The organism is Scytonema sp. HK-05 (assembly GCF_963872035.1).
Taxonomy (GTDB): domain Bacteria; phylum Cyanobacteriota; class Cyanobacteriia; order Cyanobacteriales; family Nostocaceae; genus Kalymmatonema.
Map to the genome: position 1 here is coordinate 42,922 of NZ_CAWMYC010000137.1, position 15,608 is coordinate 58,529.

General features: G+C 43.6%; 10 protein-coding genes and 2 pseudogenes. All 12 read right to left on the bottom strand.

The window, feature by feature from the left end; translation table 11 throughout:
- Nucleotides 1-125: 125 nt before the first annotated feature.
- Complete coding sequence (locus tag AACT52_RS31260) at nt 126-6,725, bottom strand: non-ribosomal peptide synthetase (protein ID WP_073634534.1); 6,600 nt, start codon at nt 6,723-6,725, stop codon at nt 126-128.
- A 113-nt stretch (nt 6,726-6,838) separates the two neighbouring features.
- The gene (locus tag AACT52_RS31265) at nt 6,839-7,342 is read right to left on the bottom strand and encodes a condensation domain-containing protein (protein WP_073634535.1); all 504 of its coding nucleotides are present in this window, start codon (nt 7,340-7,342) and stop codon (nt 6,839-6,841) included.
- Nucleotides 7,327-8,001: a condensation domain-containing protein gene (locus AACT52_RS31270; protein WP_073634536.1), complete on the bottom strand. Its 675-nt coding sequence runs from the start codon at nt 7,999-8,001 to the stop codon at nt 7,327-7,329. The genes AACT52_RS31265 and AACT52_RS31270 overlap by 16 nt, the downstream gene beginning before the upstream one ends.
- Before the next feature lies 1 nt (nt 8,002).
- Nucleotides 8,003-8,197: pseudogene (locus AACT52_RS31275) on the bottom strand (AMP-binding protein); the annotation flags it as partial.
- A 118-nt stretch (nt 8,198-8,315) separates the two neighbouring features.
- Nucleotides 8,316-8,711, bottom strand: coding sequence for a hypothetical protein (locus AACT52_RS31280; protein ID WP_073634538.1), 396 nt, complete (start codon nt 8,709-8,711; stop codon nt 8,316-8,318).
- 330 nt (nt 8,712-9,041) lie between these two features.
- The gene (locus AACT52_RS31285; protein ID WP_073634539.1) at nt 9,042-9,245 is read right to left on the bottom strand and encodes a hypothetical protein; all 204 of its coding nucleotides are present in this window, start codon (nt 9,243-9,245) and stop codon (nt 9,042-9,044) included.
- 99 nt (nt 9,246-9,344) lie between these two features.
- The gene (locus AACT52_RS31290; RefSeq protein WP_073634540.1) at nt 9,345-9,734 is read right to left on the bottom strand and encodes a hypothetical protein; all 390 of its coding nucleotides are present in this window, start codon (nt 9,732-9,734) and stop codon (nt 9,345-9,347) included.
- 168 nt (nt 9,735-9,902) lie between these two features.
- Nucleotides 9,903-11,234: a 3-isopropylmalate dehydratase large subunit gene (locus AACT52_RS31295; protein ID WP_443216678.1), complete on the bottom strand. Its 1,332-nt coding sequence runs from the start codon at nt 11,232-11,234 to the stop codon at nt 9,903-9,905.
- Nucleotides 11,235-11,312: 78 nt separating this feature from the next.
- A pseudogene (locus AACT52_RS41585) lies at nt 11,313-11,456 on the bottom strand (3-isopropylmalate dehydratase); the annotation flags it as partial.
- Between the two features lie 139 nt (nt 11,457-11,595).
- On the bottom strand, nt 11,596-12,687 hold the full coding sequence (locus tag AACT52_RS31300; RefSeq protein ID WP_073634542.1) for an isocitrate/isopropylmalate dehydrogenase family protein: 1,092 nt from the start codon (nt 12,685-12,687) through the stop codon (nt 11,596-11,598).
- A gap of 198 nt (nt 12,688-12,885) precedes the next feature.
- Nucleotides 12,886-13,506, bottom strand: coding sequence for a patatin-like phospholipase family protein (locus AACT52_RS31305; protein ID WP_233154119.1), 621 nt, complete (start codon nt 13,504-13,506; stop codon nt 12,886-12,888).
- Between the two features lie 1,731 nt (nt 13,507-15,237).
- Complete coding sequence (locus AACT52_RS31310) at nt 15,238-15,558, bottom strand: hypothetical protein (RefSeq protein ID WP_073634545.1); 321 nt, start codon at nt 15,556-15,558, stop codon at nt 15,238-15,240.
- Between the last annotated feature and the right edge of the window lie 50 nt (nt 15,559-15,608).

The following is a 15,608-nucleotide window of genomic DNA, read 5'->3' on the forward strand; positions in this document are numbered from 1 at the left end:
TGGTCCGGGTTGGGGAGGGGTGTACTCCATTTAGATGCAAAGCGCTGTATATCTGTGTTCATCTGTGTCCATCTGTGGTTTATTTTTTCTTTATGTACCTTACCCAATTGCAAACCGCTATATTTTTATTCCTTCGTTGTGTTCTTGGTTTTATCTTTGTTAATTTTGGATAGGAACTTATCAAGCTGTTGTTGATTGAGTTTGGCAGCCGAAAAGTCAGAAGGGGTATAGCCTTGTGACTCTTCTGACTGACAGTGAGCAATCAGAGTTTTTAATGCCTCCATAAATCCCAAAGCCAAACGCTCAATGGTAGTTCTTTGATGAACTTTCTCGCTGTAAGCCCAAGTCATTTCCAGCCTACCTGCGCGAATGAATCCGCTGACTCCTAACAGATGGCTGCGCCTATTGAGTAAACTCTGTTCAGCTTTAAATTCTTTAGCCAAACCCAACACGTCAGACGCCCTAAGTACCTGATCGAACTGACCAAGGTAGTTAAAACTGACTTGTGCTTGGGGAAGCGCCTGTAGTTTTGTGCGTATTGCAGCGTTTTCGTTCAAATATCGCAACACACCATAACCAATGCCCCGGTTGGGAATACGCCGCAGTTGTTCTTTGACTAACTTTAAAACCTCTCCTGGAAGGTCAACTTCTTGTAGCTGTAGGTAAACAGGGAACAAGGTGGTAAACCAACCTACAGTGCGCGACAAATCCACATCCTCAAATAAATCTTCCCGTCCATGTCCCTCTAAATCAACCAGTAGGGAACGTTTTCCTGTCCATTGGGCAAAGCTTTGCACTAGGGCAGTCAACAGCACATCATTAATTTGAGTGTTGTAAGCAGAGGGCACATCTTGCAATAAGGTGCGGGTTTGTTCTTCACTTAAAGAAAGTGACACAGTAGCGGTTGAAGCTATGGTATTGTCCCCTTCACCTGAAGGATAGTCTACTGGCAAGCTACTAACTTTAAAATTAGACTCATTTAACCAGTAATCTAACTCCGTGGCAATTGCCTCTGATTGTCCATATTCTGTCAGGCGATCGCTCCAATATTGGAAGGAAGTTGTCTTAGGTGGTAGTTTAATAGCTTCGCCACGGCTAATTTGTTGGTAAGCAGTAGCTAAGTCTTCAAGCAAGATCCGCCAGGAGATGCCATCTACCGCTAAGTGATGGATGATGAACAGTAACCGACCTGGTTGATTCTTGCCCAACCGAAACAGCGCCACTCGTGCGATTGGCCCAGTAGATAAGTTCATACTAGCCTGAAGTTCAGCATCCGCAGTGTTCATCGCTGTTTCTTGTCCTTCTGGCGACAAGTATGACAAATCGATGACACTCAATGGTATCGTTTCCTGGGCTGCGGCGTTAATTTGCTGCCAGTGTTCCCCTTCCTGCATAAACCGCAGACGTAGAGCATCATGATGCAGTAACAATTGTTGCAGTATTTGCTGCAATTGCTCATGTGTCAACTCTGGCGGGACTTCCAGCAGTGCTGACTGGTTAAAATAATCAGGTTCGGACAATTTCTGCTCGAAAAACCACTGCTGGATTGGTGTCAGCACCACCTTACCTGTCACTAACCCTTGTTCTGCTTTAACAAAGCGAGTAATACCTGCCACAGCAGCTAACTCAGCAACGGTTTGGTACTTAAATAGCTGTTTGGGAGCAATTTGGATACCCGCCTGATTCGCACGGGAAATTATCTGAATGCTGAGGATAGAATCTCCACCCAGTTCAAAAAAGTTATCATGGATGCCGACTTTTTCTAGTCTTAAGATTTCTGACCAGATTGCTGCTAATTTCTCTTCTATAAGTGTGCGGGCCGCAACAAATTTATCTTCGACACTGCGAGAAAACTCTGGGGTCGGTAGGGCGCGGTAGTCTACCTTCTGGTTGGGTGTCATGGGCAGCGCTTCCAGCACCACGAACGCCGAGGGCACCATATAATTAGGTAGCTTCTGCTTGAGAAAATGGCGCAATTCATCGGTTGTTGGTTGCAGCTGGTGCGGCACAACATAAGCCACTAAGCGTTTTTGTCCGGGAATGTCTTCACGGGCAATGACAACAGCTTGGAACACCTGTGGATGTTGACGTAGCGTCGTCTCAATTTCTCCCAACTCGATGCGGAAGCCGCGAATCTTCACCTGGTTGTCAACTCGACCGAGATATTCCAAGGTGCCATCTGCGCGAAATCTTGCTAAATCTCCTGTTTTGTAGAGTCGGTCACAGATGGCATAAGCAATCGGATTCTGGATAAATTTCTCCGCCGTAAGTTCAGGACGTTGCCAATACCCTCTAGCTAATCCTACTCCACCAATGTGCAGTTCTCCAGGAACTCCTATCGGTACAGGTTGCAGATATTGATCTAAGATATAAACCTGAGCATTGCTTATAGGTCGTCCAATCGCAACAGAAGTGGCGGTTGAGGAATTGAGGCGGTGTAGGGTGGTGATGACCGTTGCTTCTGTTGGTCCGTAACTATTAAATAATTGGGGTGGATCAGGGAGATGAGCAACACTAGTGTGCCAATGCTTCACTTTTTCGAGTTGAGCTTCTTCTCCACCAATAATCACGATTGTCAAACTTACCGGAATACGTCCGTCTTGAGGGTTAAGTTCCGCCACCAACTGATGCCAGTATGCTGTGGGGAGATCCAACATGGTCAATTGCCATTCTCGGCAACATCGCCAAAATTCATCGCTGGAGTGCAACATCTGTTCGGTGCGTAATATTAACGTTGCACCGACTAAAAGACAAGGAAAGATTTCTTCAATAGATGTATCAAAGCAGATAGACGCAAATTGGAGAATGCGTTCGCCTGCATTAATTCCATATTCGTGGGTGGCAGTCATGACAAAATTTATCAGTGACCGATGTTCAATCATCACCCCTTTGGGTTTACCCGTGGAACCAGAGGTGTAAATAATGTAAGCAAGGTTGTGGAGTTGAACGTCACTAATAGGATTGGCTGTACTGTGTTGAGCAATGACTGACCAGTCGGTATCTAAACAAATTGTTTTTCCAGTATAATCTGGTAGTTGGGGCTGGAATCTTTCTTGAGTCAACAGGATACCTAGTTGCGTATCTTCTAGAATGTCAGCCAGTCGCTCTTTGGGATAAGCAGGGTCAAGGGGAACATAAGCACCACCTGCTTTGAGAATGCCGAGTAAGCCGACAATCATTTCAAGAGAACGGTCAACGCAGATGCCAACTAAGGTTTCTGGTTTGACTCCCAAAGTTTGCAAATAGTGTGCTATTTTGTTGGCGCGATCGCTCAATTCACGGTAGGTTAATTGTTGACCATCCTGCTCTACTGCGATCGCCTGAGGCGTTAACTCCACCTGAGCCGCAAATAACTTATGGATACAGTCAGTCTCAGGATAATCCCTGTAAGTTTGATTCCATTCCGCCAGTAACTGTTGTTCAGCCTGAGTTAACAGAGGTAATTCCCCAAGATGCTGCTCTGGGTTAGTAACAATTTCCTCTAGTAAATTTTGATACTCCTCTAGCATTCGTTGGATTGTAGCAGCATCGAAGAGGTCGCTGTTGTATTCTAAGACTAGGGTGATTCCCTTGGCTCCTGTTTTAGAACCGTTCTGCACACGTTGTTCAAAACGCGGTATGACCAGGAAATCCAGATCAAACTTAGCGGATTTGTTGCTGATGGGTTCATGCAAGCTGATGTCCAAGCCTGGGAGACTCAAGTCCGGCATGGGGGAATCATGGAAGCTGAACATTACTTGAAACAGGGGATTGTGACTCAAGTTGCGTATTGGCTTGAGAACTTCCACCACTTTATCGAAGGGTAAGTCTTCGTTAGCATAAGCTTCCATAGTACAGGAGCGCACTCGACCAAGTAACTCCCGAAATGTAGGATTACCTGACAAATCGGTGCGTAAAACCAAGTTATTGACAATCATGCCAATTAACTTCTCTATCTCGTGCATCCGCCGATTGGCAACAGCAGTCCCCACGCACAGATCGTCCTGTCCAGTGTAGCGGTGTAACATTACCAGAAAAGTTGCCAGCATCGTCATGAATAAGGTAACACCTTCTTGACGGCTTAGAACTCGCAGAGATTCGCACAAGTCGATGGGCAACTCTACCCTAATTTGATTGCCGTTGTAAGTTTGTTCGGCTGGTCGCGGGCGGTCTAATGGTAATTCCAACAACGGTGAACTGCCGGATAACTTCTGTTGCCAGTAAGCTAATTGGGCTTGGGCTTCCTGGCTTTTGACCCACTGTCGCTGCCAATGGGCAAAGTCTGCAAACTGCAAGACTGGTTCAGTCAGTGGAGAAGGATTACCCAAAGAGAATGCTTGATAAAGTTCCACCAATTCACCCAGGAACACGTTGAATGACCAACCATCATGAATCATGTGATGTTCGATGTGGATCAACAGATGTTCTTGGTCATTTAACTTCAACAAAACCCACTTAACTAATGGTAATTGATTCAGGTCAAGGGGCTTTTGCACTTCTGTCTCAACTAACTTCTGAGCCTCTGTTTGACGCTCAGATTCAGGGAATGACTGGACGTCAATTACTGTGAAACTGATTGGTTGGTGTGGGTGGATGACCTGAAATAGCCGCCCATTTACTGCGGGATAAGTTGTGCGAAAGATTTCATGACGCAGTACAATCTCGCTGAGGCACTGTTGTAATACTGTTATATTGAGTTGACCATGAAATCGCAGAGTTGCCTGGAATTGGTAGGCGTTACTTTCTGGAGCCAATTGTTGGATGAAGTACACTCGCTCTTGGGCAAAGGAGACTGGCAAGAGTCCTTCATGGGGAATTCGTTCTATGGCAGGACGTTGCCACTGTTGGTTTCCTTGACCCTGTTGAATGAGTTGAGCTACACTGCTTATAGTAGGGTTTTCAAATATTTGGTGAAAAGATAACTCGACTTGGAAAACTTCGCGCACACGAGAAAGCATCTGAGTTGCAATGAGGGAATGACCACCCAGATGGAAAAAATTATCATTAGCTCCAATCTGCTCAAGTCCCAGTAACTTAGCCCAGATGAGGGCTAACTTCTCCTCAATTGGATTACGAGGCGCGACGAAGGTTTCCTCGAGATTGGGGCGCGAGCGATCGCTTGCGGGAAGGTTTCGACGATCCACCTTACCATTAGGGGTAAGGGGCAAAGAGTCGAGAATCACAAAGACTGCTGGCACCATGTAATTGGGCAGCTTTTCTTCAAGGAAGCGTTTTAAGGTAGTGACGTTCCCTTCCGGCTTTTGATTAAGAACAATATAGGCGACAAGCCGCTTATCACCAGGAATGTCTTCACGGGCGATGACCACTGCCTGACGTACATCCGGGTGTTGACTCAAAAGCGCCTCAATTTCTCCTAATTCAATGCGGAAGCCGCGAATCTTCACCTGATTATCAACTCGACCAATGAAGATAATGTTGCCATCGCTTAAGAACCGAGCTAAGTCACCTGTTTTGTAAAGCTTCTTGCTTCCTGCATCCTCAAACGGATTAGGAATAAATTTTTCCTGGGTTAATTCTGGGCGGTTGAGGTAGCCCCGTGCCAAGCCGTCACCGCCAATATATAATTCACCAGAAGTACCAATGGGGACTGGTTGAAGTTTGGAATCGAGTATGTAGATTTGTGTATTGGAAATCGGGCGACCAATCGGCAAAGTTGTTGCCCCTTCTGCAACGTCCTCTACTAGATACCAACAAGAGAATGTTGTACTCTCAGTCGGACCATAAACATGTAGCAATCGCTGTGGTGCTCCATTCCTCAGAACTGCTTTGACCGACTTAGGATCTACAGCTTCGCCGCCAAATAGCAAGTATCGCACATCTTTAAATGCCTGGGGGACAATACTTGCTAACTGATTAAATAAGGCTGTGGTCAAAAATAATACACTTATCCCTTGTTCGCGGATGTACGCTGCGAAATGCCGAGGCGAAAGCACAACATTTTGAGGAATGATTACCAACCTAGCTCCGTGCAGGAGAGCACCCCAGATCTCGAAAGTGGCTGCGTCAAACGAAGCATTTGAGGCTTGGGCAATGCGTAGTTTACCGCCGTAGGCATCGCTCTTGTCTAACTGCACATAGTTGGTGTTGCATACTAGCCGATTGACAGCCCGATGCGGTACAGCTACTCCCTTTGGTGTTCCTGTAGAACCAGAGGTATAGATGACATAAGCCAGGTTTTCAGCCGTCACGTCACTCGTAGGGTTTTCTTGGTGACGATTGATTAATTCCCAGTCAGTATCCAGACAAACCGTCTTCACCCCGCTTTCGCTAAACCCTGCAACGAACTTTTCCTGAGTCAATAGCACCTGCACTTGTGAATCTGCCAGCATAAAGCTCAGACGTTCTTCGGGATATGTTGGATCTAACGGCACATAAGCTCCACCCGCCTTGAGAATGGCCAACATTCCTACTACCATTTCCACTGAGCGTTCAACGCAAATCCCTACCAGTCCTTCTGGCTCTACACCCAAAGATTGCAGATAATGTGCTATTTTGTTGGCTTGGTGGTTCAACTCTTGATAGGTAAATTTCTGCTCATTGAAGACGACAGCAATATTGTCTGGAGTTTTTTCCACTTGTGCTTCAAATAACTGATGTATGCACAAATGTTTGGGGTAATCTACCGTTGTATCATTCCATTCCACTAATATTTTATGTCGCTCCTGCTGAGTTAAAGCAGAAAAATCATCAACAGGATAAGTAGAACCAATCACAATTTCTTGCATAAACTTAATTACAAGGACGTCAATATTTCATGTTTGGGATAAAGCAGTAGGCTAAATAATTTGAGATTTGAGATTTGAGATTTGCAATTGTTTCATCCAAATATACTACTAATTTACCTAAACCGTGGTTTTTTCCTGTTAATTTTACCTAGGAATTTGTCAAGCTGTTGTTGATTGAGTTTTGCAGCAGCAAAGCCATAAGGCGTATAGCCTTGGGACTCTTTTGACTGACAGTGATTCATCAAAGTTCTTAATGCTTCCATAAATCCAATACTCAACCTTTCAATGGTAACTCGTTTGTGAATTTTATCACTATAAGCAAACTCCATTTCTAATTTTCCTGAGTGAATTAATCCGCTCACTGCCAACAGATGGCTGCGATTTCCGCGCCTACTCTGTTCTGATTTCCATTCTTTAACGGCTCCGAACATCGCAGAGGCAGACAGAACTTGGTCAAATTGACCTAAATAATTGAAACTAACTTCTACTTGAGGTAAATTCTGTAATTGATTTTGAACTGCCGGATTTGGATGTAAATATCGCAAGATACCATAACCAATCCCGTGTTTAGGTAGGCGATGCAGTTGTTCTTTAACTAATTTTACTGATGAATGCATTTCCCTTCAGGATAAGCTGTTTTCGTCTCATTCCAGTCAACCAATAATTGATGCTGCTGTTCTGGCGTTAGTAAGGGGTATTGGGAAATTTGTTGATCAGGGTTAGCCACAATTCCTTCTACCAATGTTTGATACTGTTCCATCATCCGTTTGATGGTGGCGGCATCAAAGAGGTCGCTGTTATATTCCCAAACAACAGTTATGCCCTCTGTTTCGATTCCTTGGGCTTCCGTCCCAGAATGACGCCCTACTCGTTGTTCAGAACGGGGAATAACAACAATATCAAGATCGAATTTAGCTGATTTATTGCTAACCGTCTCATGCTGTTTAATGGTCAACCCTGGTAAACGCAATTCAGGTAACAGCGCATCATGGAAGCTGAGCATCACCTGAAACAGAGGATTATAGCTAAGATTTCTCTCTGGTTTAAGTGCCTCTACGACCTTATCAAAGGGTAAGTCTTCATTAGCATAACCTTCTAGAGTTACTTGACGCACTTGAGCCAGAAGTTCTCGAAAGGTGGGGTTTCCGGAAACATCTGTCCGGAGAACAATATTATTGACAATCATCCCAATTAACCCTTCTGTCTCCCGCCAACGTCGATTAGCGACTCCAGAACCCACACAAAGGTCTTCTTGTCCCGTGTAGCGGTAGAGCATAACCCACTATCATCTCTAGAGAGCGATCCACGCAAATTCCGACCAGTACCTCTGCCCCTATCCCCAAGGAGCGCAAATGATCAGCAAGTTGGTTAGCTTGAATATTTAATTCCTCGTATGTCAGTTGCTTCTGCCCAAATACCACAGCTATTGCTTGCGGAGTTCGCGCAACTTGGGCTTCAAAGAACTGATGAATACATTGTTTAAACATGAGCTAGATATTTTTCAAATTAAGGATTAAAGGATTAGGGGTATAAGGGCATGGGAAAACCATTTTGACTCACACTAGAATGTCAGCGAATTTAACAGTAAAATTATTCATCGACAATTTCAACTGTCCTTGGTGCGTCAAATAGTTTAGTATAAGTATTGGTGGTTTCTCGACTAAGTTGATTTTTCAGTTTGACTTTTAGCTCCTCTGAAATGGGTAAATCTTGAATTTCTTTGAGGAGAAATCCGACGGATTCAGTTTTGCTACGTTCTGCATAGATGCCCTTAAGAATGGCTTCAATTCCATATTCGCCTATCTTATCCCCTAAAACTGTTGCCAGACCAAGCAGGGCGATACCTCCTACGATGCCAAATGGTCCTCCCCATGCTGTGAGGGCAGCAGCAACAGCAGCAGAACTGCCTCCTGATGTGGCTGTTAAAATTATGAGAATTACGCCAGGAAAACCCAGACTGGCAACTTTTTTAACGATTTCGTCCATTGGAATTACCTCTAATCCTTACCTTTTGGTTAAAACATGACTAAGGGTACGAAACTGGAATCTTTGTAAATAAGGAAACCTATTTCAAAATCTAGACTAAGCTAGATAAAAGTCACTCACGCTCAGAACGGGTTAAAATTTTACAAACTTTCTCTATTTGCCCTGACTTGATAATAGTTTAGCTCTTAAGAAACACATTCTAGAACGCTTGTACAGCAAAGCTTTTGTAAAAACTGAAGAATCTGTTTCTTTCATATGTTACTTGCGGGTTTTTAAGCCGCAAGTTCTAGGCTCACCGGAATGCACCTATCTGTATAAGCCTAGGTTTAGTCAACAGCAGCGCAATAAAGTTACATCACTTTTATTGGCTTTTCTCAGTAAAACAAAGACTTCAGGCTGAGCACTGAGTATTAAAAATACATCATCTCTTCTTGGTGCAAGATGTGAGCGCCCCACGAGGGGGAAGTCAAAACCATAAGGTAAGAAATCAAAAGTATTAAACCCCCTCGCAACAAATAAAACAAACACTTGCATTCTTGTTTGGCTAAAAGCCCTGCTCTATAAGGGTTTTCAAATGTGTTTGTTAGGAGTTAGTCTTTTCGATCTGGAAGATCACCGAATTTAACAGTGAAATTATTCATCGACAATTTCAACTGTCTTTGGTTCCTGAGGTACTTCATAAGTATGGGCTGGTGGGCTAAGGTGATTTTTCAGTTTAAGTTTTAACTCGTCTGAAATGGGTAAATCTTGAATTTCTTTAAGGAGAAATCTCACGGCTTCGGTTTTGCTACGTTCTGTATAGATGGCCTTAAGAATGGCTTCAAGTCCATATCCAGCTATAGCATCTGTTACAACTCCTATCAGACCAAGCAGGGCTATACCTCCTACGATCCCAAACGGACCTCCCCACGCTGTGAGGGCGGCAGCTACAGCAGCAGAACTACCTCCTGCTGTAGCTGTTAGAACCACGAGAATTACGCCAGGAAGACCCAGACCGGCAAGTTTTTTAACGATTTCGTCCATTGGAATTACCTCAAATCCTTATGTTTTGGTAAAAAAAAGACTAAAGTCTTTGTCAACAAAGAAACCTATTTCAAAACCTAGACTAAACTAAATAAAAGTCACTCACGCTCAGATGGGGTTAAATTTTTATAAATTTTTCTCTATTTGCCCCGATCTGATAGCTTAGTCTTAATCAAGATTGTGACTGATTTTCCCTTTCACAGCTGAGATCGCCACCGTTCTTGGGGAAGCCAAATAATTTTTGCCCGTGGGATCGCCACTGCGTCCTTTAAAATTGCGATTGGTTGCATAAACCCCCGTTTCTTCTTTTGCTAAAACCCCAAGTCCAGAATTGATACAAGCCCCACAACCTGACTTGAGAATCTGTGCGCCTGCTTGTTCAAAAATCTCAAGATAGCCTAATGCTTCAGCTTTTTCACGAATCTCCACGGAAGCAGGTACAATAAACAAGTTTACTCCGTCTGCTAGTTGGCGACCCTGCAAAACTTCCGCAGCCTGAGCTAGATCGTAGAGTTTGCCCCCGGTACAAGAGCCAATAAAAGCTTTGGTAATCGGAATGTCCTCTAACTGACTAATAGGTACTACCATGTCCGGTTTCGGGGGGCGGGCGACTTGCGGTTCTAAATGACTGAGGTCAAATTGATACACTCTTTCATACTCAGCATCAGAATCGGCAATAATTTCTTCAAATTCATGTGAGCTACGGCTTTTCACATAATTCCGGGTCGTCTCATCAGGAACAATCAAACCACACATAGCGCCACACTCAACTGCCATATTGGCTAGAGTCAACCGTTCATCAAAGGGCAGTTGTGCAAGAATTGGTCCTCTAAACTCCATGACCTTACTGGTAGCGCCTGCACAGCCGATTTGCCCCAGAATAAACAGGATAATATCTTTGGCACTGATTTGGGGAGGTAGAGTTCCAGACAACTCGAATACTAAGGTTTGGGGAACACGAATCCACATATCCCCTAGGGCATAAATATTAGCCATATCTGTGGTTCCTACTCCCGTGGAAAAGGCTCCTAATGCCCCATATGTGCAAGTATGGGAATCTGTACCAGCAATCACCATTCCTGGTCGGACAAACCCTTTTTCTGGTAGTAAAACATGGCAAATGCCTGCTGCTTCGCCTGGAGAAACCATATCAAATAAGTGGCATCCTTGGTTATGAGCAAACTGAACCATCTGTTCATACATGAGATAGGCTTTTTTGTCAGGACGGATGTCATTGACTTGAATAAAGTGATCTGCTACCAAAACCACCCTTTGCGAATCCCACAACTTTGCCCCTTCTCCATAATGTTTATAAAATGTCTTGGCTACTGGCGCAGCCACAGCATCATGGGATAAGGCTAAATCGACTTGGGCAAAAACCACTTCTCCTGGCTGGACATAGGGATTGCCGGAGGCTTTAGCCAAGAGTTTTTCGACTAAAGTCATGGATCGTGGAGGAGTCAGGCTGGGAGGAATGGTAATTTTTCCCTGACGACGCATCTGATTAAAAGGTATCAGCCCACCTGCTGCTGCGATCGCATCAATTACTGGATTCTGCTGTTTTTCTCCCAGAATTTCTAAGGACAATCCAATATTAATGCTATTACGATAAAAAATTTCGGCGAACGATCGCGCCCGGATCTTCTCAATTCCAGCGGCTTTGAGGGCAATCGGGGCAATTTCTCGACTCGAACCACACCCGAAATTTTCTCCAGCTTCAATCACATTGTATTTTAATAGCTCCCCGACTCCAATCAGATGCTCTAAAGCATACTGTTTGAAATAATCAGGATCATCTGTCGTTGCTCGATTGGCGGGAATAATATCATCGGTATTGATATCATCTCCTAAGTGCAAAACCTTATTTGCATGACTCATGAAGTACTCCTAATTCAGAATGTTGCACAGTGGAAAGTTCTTCCAGCAAAAGCTCAACTAGGATTTCAGTGTTGACAAAAGTTTCTGCCCCTTGAGGAGACAAATCAGCTGTCCGATATCCTTTGGCTAAAATTCGGTCTTGCGCTGCAATAATCCGTTGGGCAGATCGCGTTTCCCCCCATTGCTGAAGCATTAAAATACAAGCCCCAAGGGTTCCAAGGGGATTAGCAATTCCTTTGCCGGCAATGTCTGGGGCTGTACCGTGAATCGCTTCGTATAGCCCAAATCCATTAGCGTTCAGACTAGCTGATCCTAATAAGCCGATGGAGCCAACTAAGGCACCGCCAATATCACTAAGAATATCTCCAAACATATTGCCCGCCAAAATCACATCAAATCTTTGGGGATTCAGAACCATTTGCATGGCTAAATTATCCACCAGCATTGGCTCGACGATAACACCTGGAAACTGTGTGGCTTCTTCTTGCACTACATGAGTCCAGGGCAAGTGAGGTAAGGCGTTTTCTTTGTGGGCTACAGTGAGTAATCCTCGTCGCTGTTGAGCTTGCTGTAAGGCTTTGCGAGCAATTCGCCGAATCTCCTCATCATAATAGCGCATGGTATGGTAACCATAAGCTCCGTTATCATCCCTTGACCGTCCAGCAGGACCAAAATAAATCCCGCTGACTAGTTCTCGAACGATGAGGATATCGAGTCCTTCAACTTTCTCTGGTCGCAGGCTAGATTTATGCAGCAGACTGTTAACAATACGGATCGGACGAAGATTGCAAAAAAAGTCGAAGTGCTTTCGCAGTTCTAGCAGTCCCCCAAAATTTGTCGCACCAAATACAATTCCATCAGATCCATCACATAGTTGGGCGGTGGCTTGAGGGAAGTAAGTACCAAATTGCTCCAAGGCTGCTGCACCAAGCCAACCATAGTCTACTTGCAAACTAAATCCTTCAACTTTAGCAACGTGTTGCAGAATTTTTAAGGAAGCTTCCACAACTTCTGGACCAATTCCTTCCCCAGGAATAGCGACGATCCGATAAGACCGTTTACTTAAAAACTCCATTGTTCCATAGCTCCAACACTTCGTTTGCTGTAAAATAGCGTTTTTGTTCAGTCATTTTGATGGGAAGGGTTTCGATTGTTCCGCTCTCTTCTTAAGAGTAATACAGGAGTTTGCAGTTCTTGTAAACTACAAAATATAATACTCACAACCAGATATAAAAATTGTTTTACCTCTGACTTCTGGATTCTGCTATAGTATTTAATTTGATAAAAGATTACATAGTTTATCGAATGGTTCGTAAAATATCTCACATCCATATTCAAGAAATATTTGCACGAGTTCTTCAGCACTGTATTGGGCGACTGACAAGTTCTCAGATAGCTCTGAAGTTAATCGGGGTTTAGTTGATCCGAGTGCAAGAATTCCTCCGCTTGAAGTACCAGCAATTAAATCAAACAAACTAAAAATTGGCTTTTGTGTCCGCTTTTCAATTTCTGCAAGCATCAGTGCTGGGATAATGCCTCGAATACCGCCTCCATTAATGGCAAGTATTTTATATTTGGGATTCGCTGTTGTAATCATGGTTTCTTGCGATTCCTCGTGAGTTAATGTTTTTGATTGTTCGTGCGGTTGAATAGTGACTATAACTTCGCTTTGACTAGTACATGACGGCGGAAATAAAGCTACCCTTCGGGTATGCCCAGTGGGTACGGCTACGGCTATCGCCGTTAGCGCAGCTCCTCCGGAGGAGGCACGGCACGCCTGACGGCGAACAGCAGTCGCCTGCGCAGGAGACAGTACTGAAGGCGTGTCTCCCGCTGTAGGTAACTGTCGTTGGAAACCCTCCGGCAGCGCTGCTTCACCATTACAAACCAGCAAAAGAGTAACGGTATAAGTCTTTTGACTTATTACCTTCGCTTTTGACTTCTGCCCTGCGGTACTAGGTACAACAATTACACCTATCTGCTTTAGTTGTTAGTACAAATCCCAGTCATTGATAGGTAAATTCTTGAACCACAACCAAGTATACATTGCTCCCTGATCTTGTAAAACGTCTACTCAACGGACTTAAGTAGTTGGGTTGTGTAGCTACACAATATGAAAAGCACATTATTATAGGTATCATACTATAGTTTATAGTTGTAAGTTTGCAAATACGCCTTAGCTACAAATAAGTTATAGTTTGTAACTATTCTTTATTCATTGTTTTAATTCTTTTAAATATCTGCTTAACTGTCTTAACTGTCTTAACTGTCCATTTAAATATCTGCTTAACTGTCTTAACTGTCTTAACTGTCCATTTAAATATCTGCTTAACTGTCTTAACTGTCTTAACTGTCCATTTAAATATCTGCTTAACTGTCTTAACTGTCTTAACTGTCCATTTAAATATCTGCTTAACTGTCTTAACTGTCTTAACTGTCTTATACCAATTCTCTATGAAGTTGCACTTAATAAAGCGGAGGTGATGTAATTCCATCCACAAATTGAAGTGAGCCTCCTTCAGAGGAGCTTCGCTAACGCTTCCGGAGAAATGGAATCAAGAACATGTTTTAGCTTCTGCCGCAACTCATGTAAATTTGTGCAGTGTTCCCAGGACAGTTCGTACTTAATGTCTTCCCATAAACGTTCAATGGGGTTAAGCTCAGGACAGTTGGCAGGCTAAAAAATTGGAATGATATTATCGGGCCATTTTAAATCCAAAGATTTGTGAAAACTGCCATTGTCCATTTGTACCAAATTCAGGGCATCGGGGTATGCTTTTGAAAAAAGGTTTAAAAAATCTTGGAAACTGTGATTTGAACCATAGCTTGACCAATTTTTGAACCATAACTTGACCAAAGGGTAACGGAATATCAAGCTTTTGAGCCAATCAATCAATTCATGCTATGAATCAAATCGTGACCGTGTGTTTTAAATGTGAACCATAATATGACCTAAAGTTTTATTTTCGCATTTTGCAAAAACCCAGATCTCGATACATGAATTTGACCTAAAATTTCCAAATTTCGGTCAAAATATGGTTCAAAAGGACAATCCTGTGATTCAAAAATATGTTTAGCCAAAAATTGAGTGATAAAGCGATCGCATCTCTACTCAGTTTTTATTGCTCTGTTCGCAAAGTGCGCCCCTATGAACCACAAAAGCCGCATTGCTTGCTGTACTTAAATTCTGAGGTTTTTAAACTCCATTTATAGATTTGAACCATATATTGTCTTAAACAATTTTGAAGCATAACGTGACAGTTTGGCCAAATTATGGTTCAAATCACAGCTATCAACAGCGCATCTATGACTTCAGACGACCAATCGAGCCTACCGTTCCCCAGTTGCGTCACTTACGCCCTAAATGGATACACATTAACACACCTTGAAAGGGCTAATTTATAGAACTTACGCATTGACAAAATTTTGATTATGTTGTGTAAGTAGGTGGGCACGAAAAAACCAAACTATGTGAAGATCAGTAAATACGGTAAATGCATCTACCAAGGTGACTGAGATATGGGTGCATAATTTTTGGATTTTCCTCACTCGTCACCTAGAGGTAAAGGCTGTGAGAGGTTTGTTCATAACTGGGCAATCACCATTGCCAATTGCCCCGTGTCCATCATTTGGCAATTGGCGGCTGACATCCCAATGGTGAACTCCCTACTTTGTGAGGTGTTGCTGTGGGAGCGTAAGCTGTAAGAATCACTTCCCCATTCTGATTAATTATCCACCCCTGTGCTTCCACAATTTGGGTAGGGCGTGAGGAATTATTCTCTCCCCGAAGCCCGGTTATCTCTAGAGGGGACTGCGAGTTCCTCCTCTCTCTTTGTTCCTCTCTTCGCCTTGGCACAGTAGTGAGTCGCCAATCTTCCCAAACTGCATCGCTGTTGAGTGTGTTGTTGGGAGAGGGAGGTAAACCACCACGTCCTGTATAACCCACATTCCGCACCCCTAACTGTCACAGAGGGAAATTACGGAGAGAAAAAATCT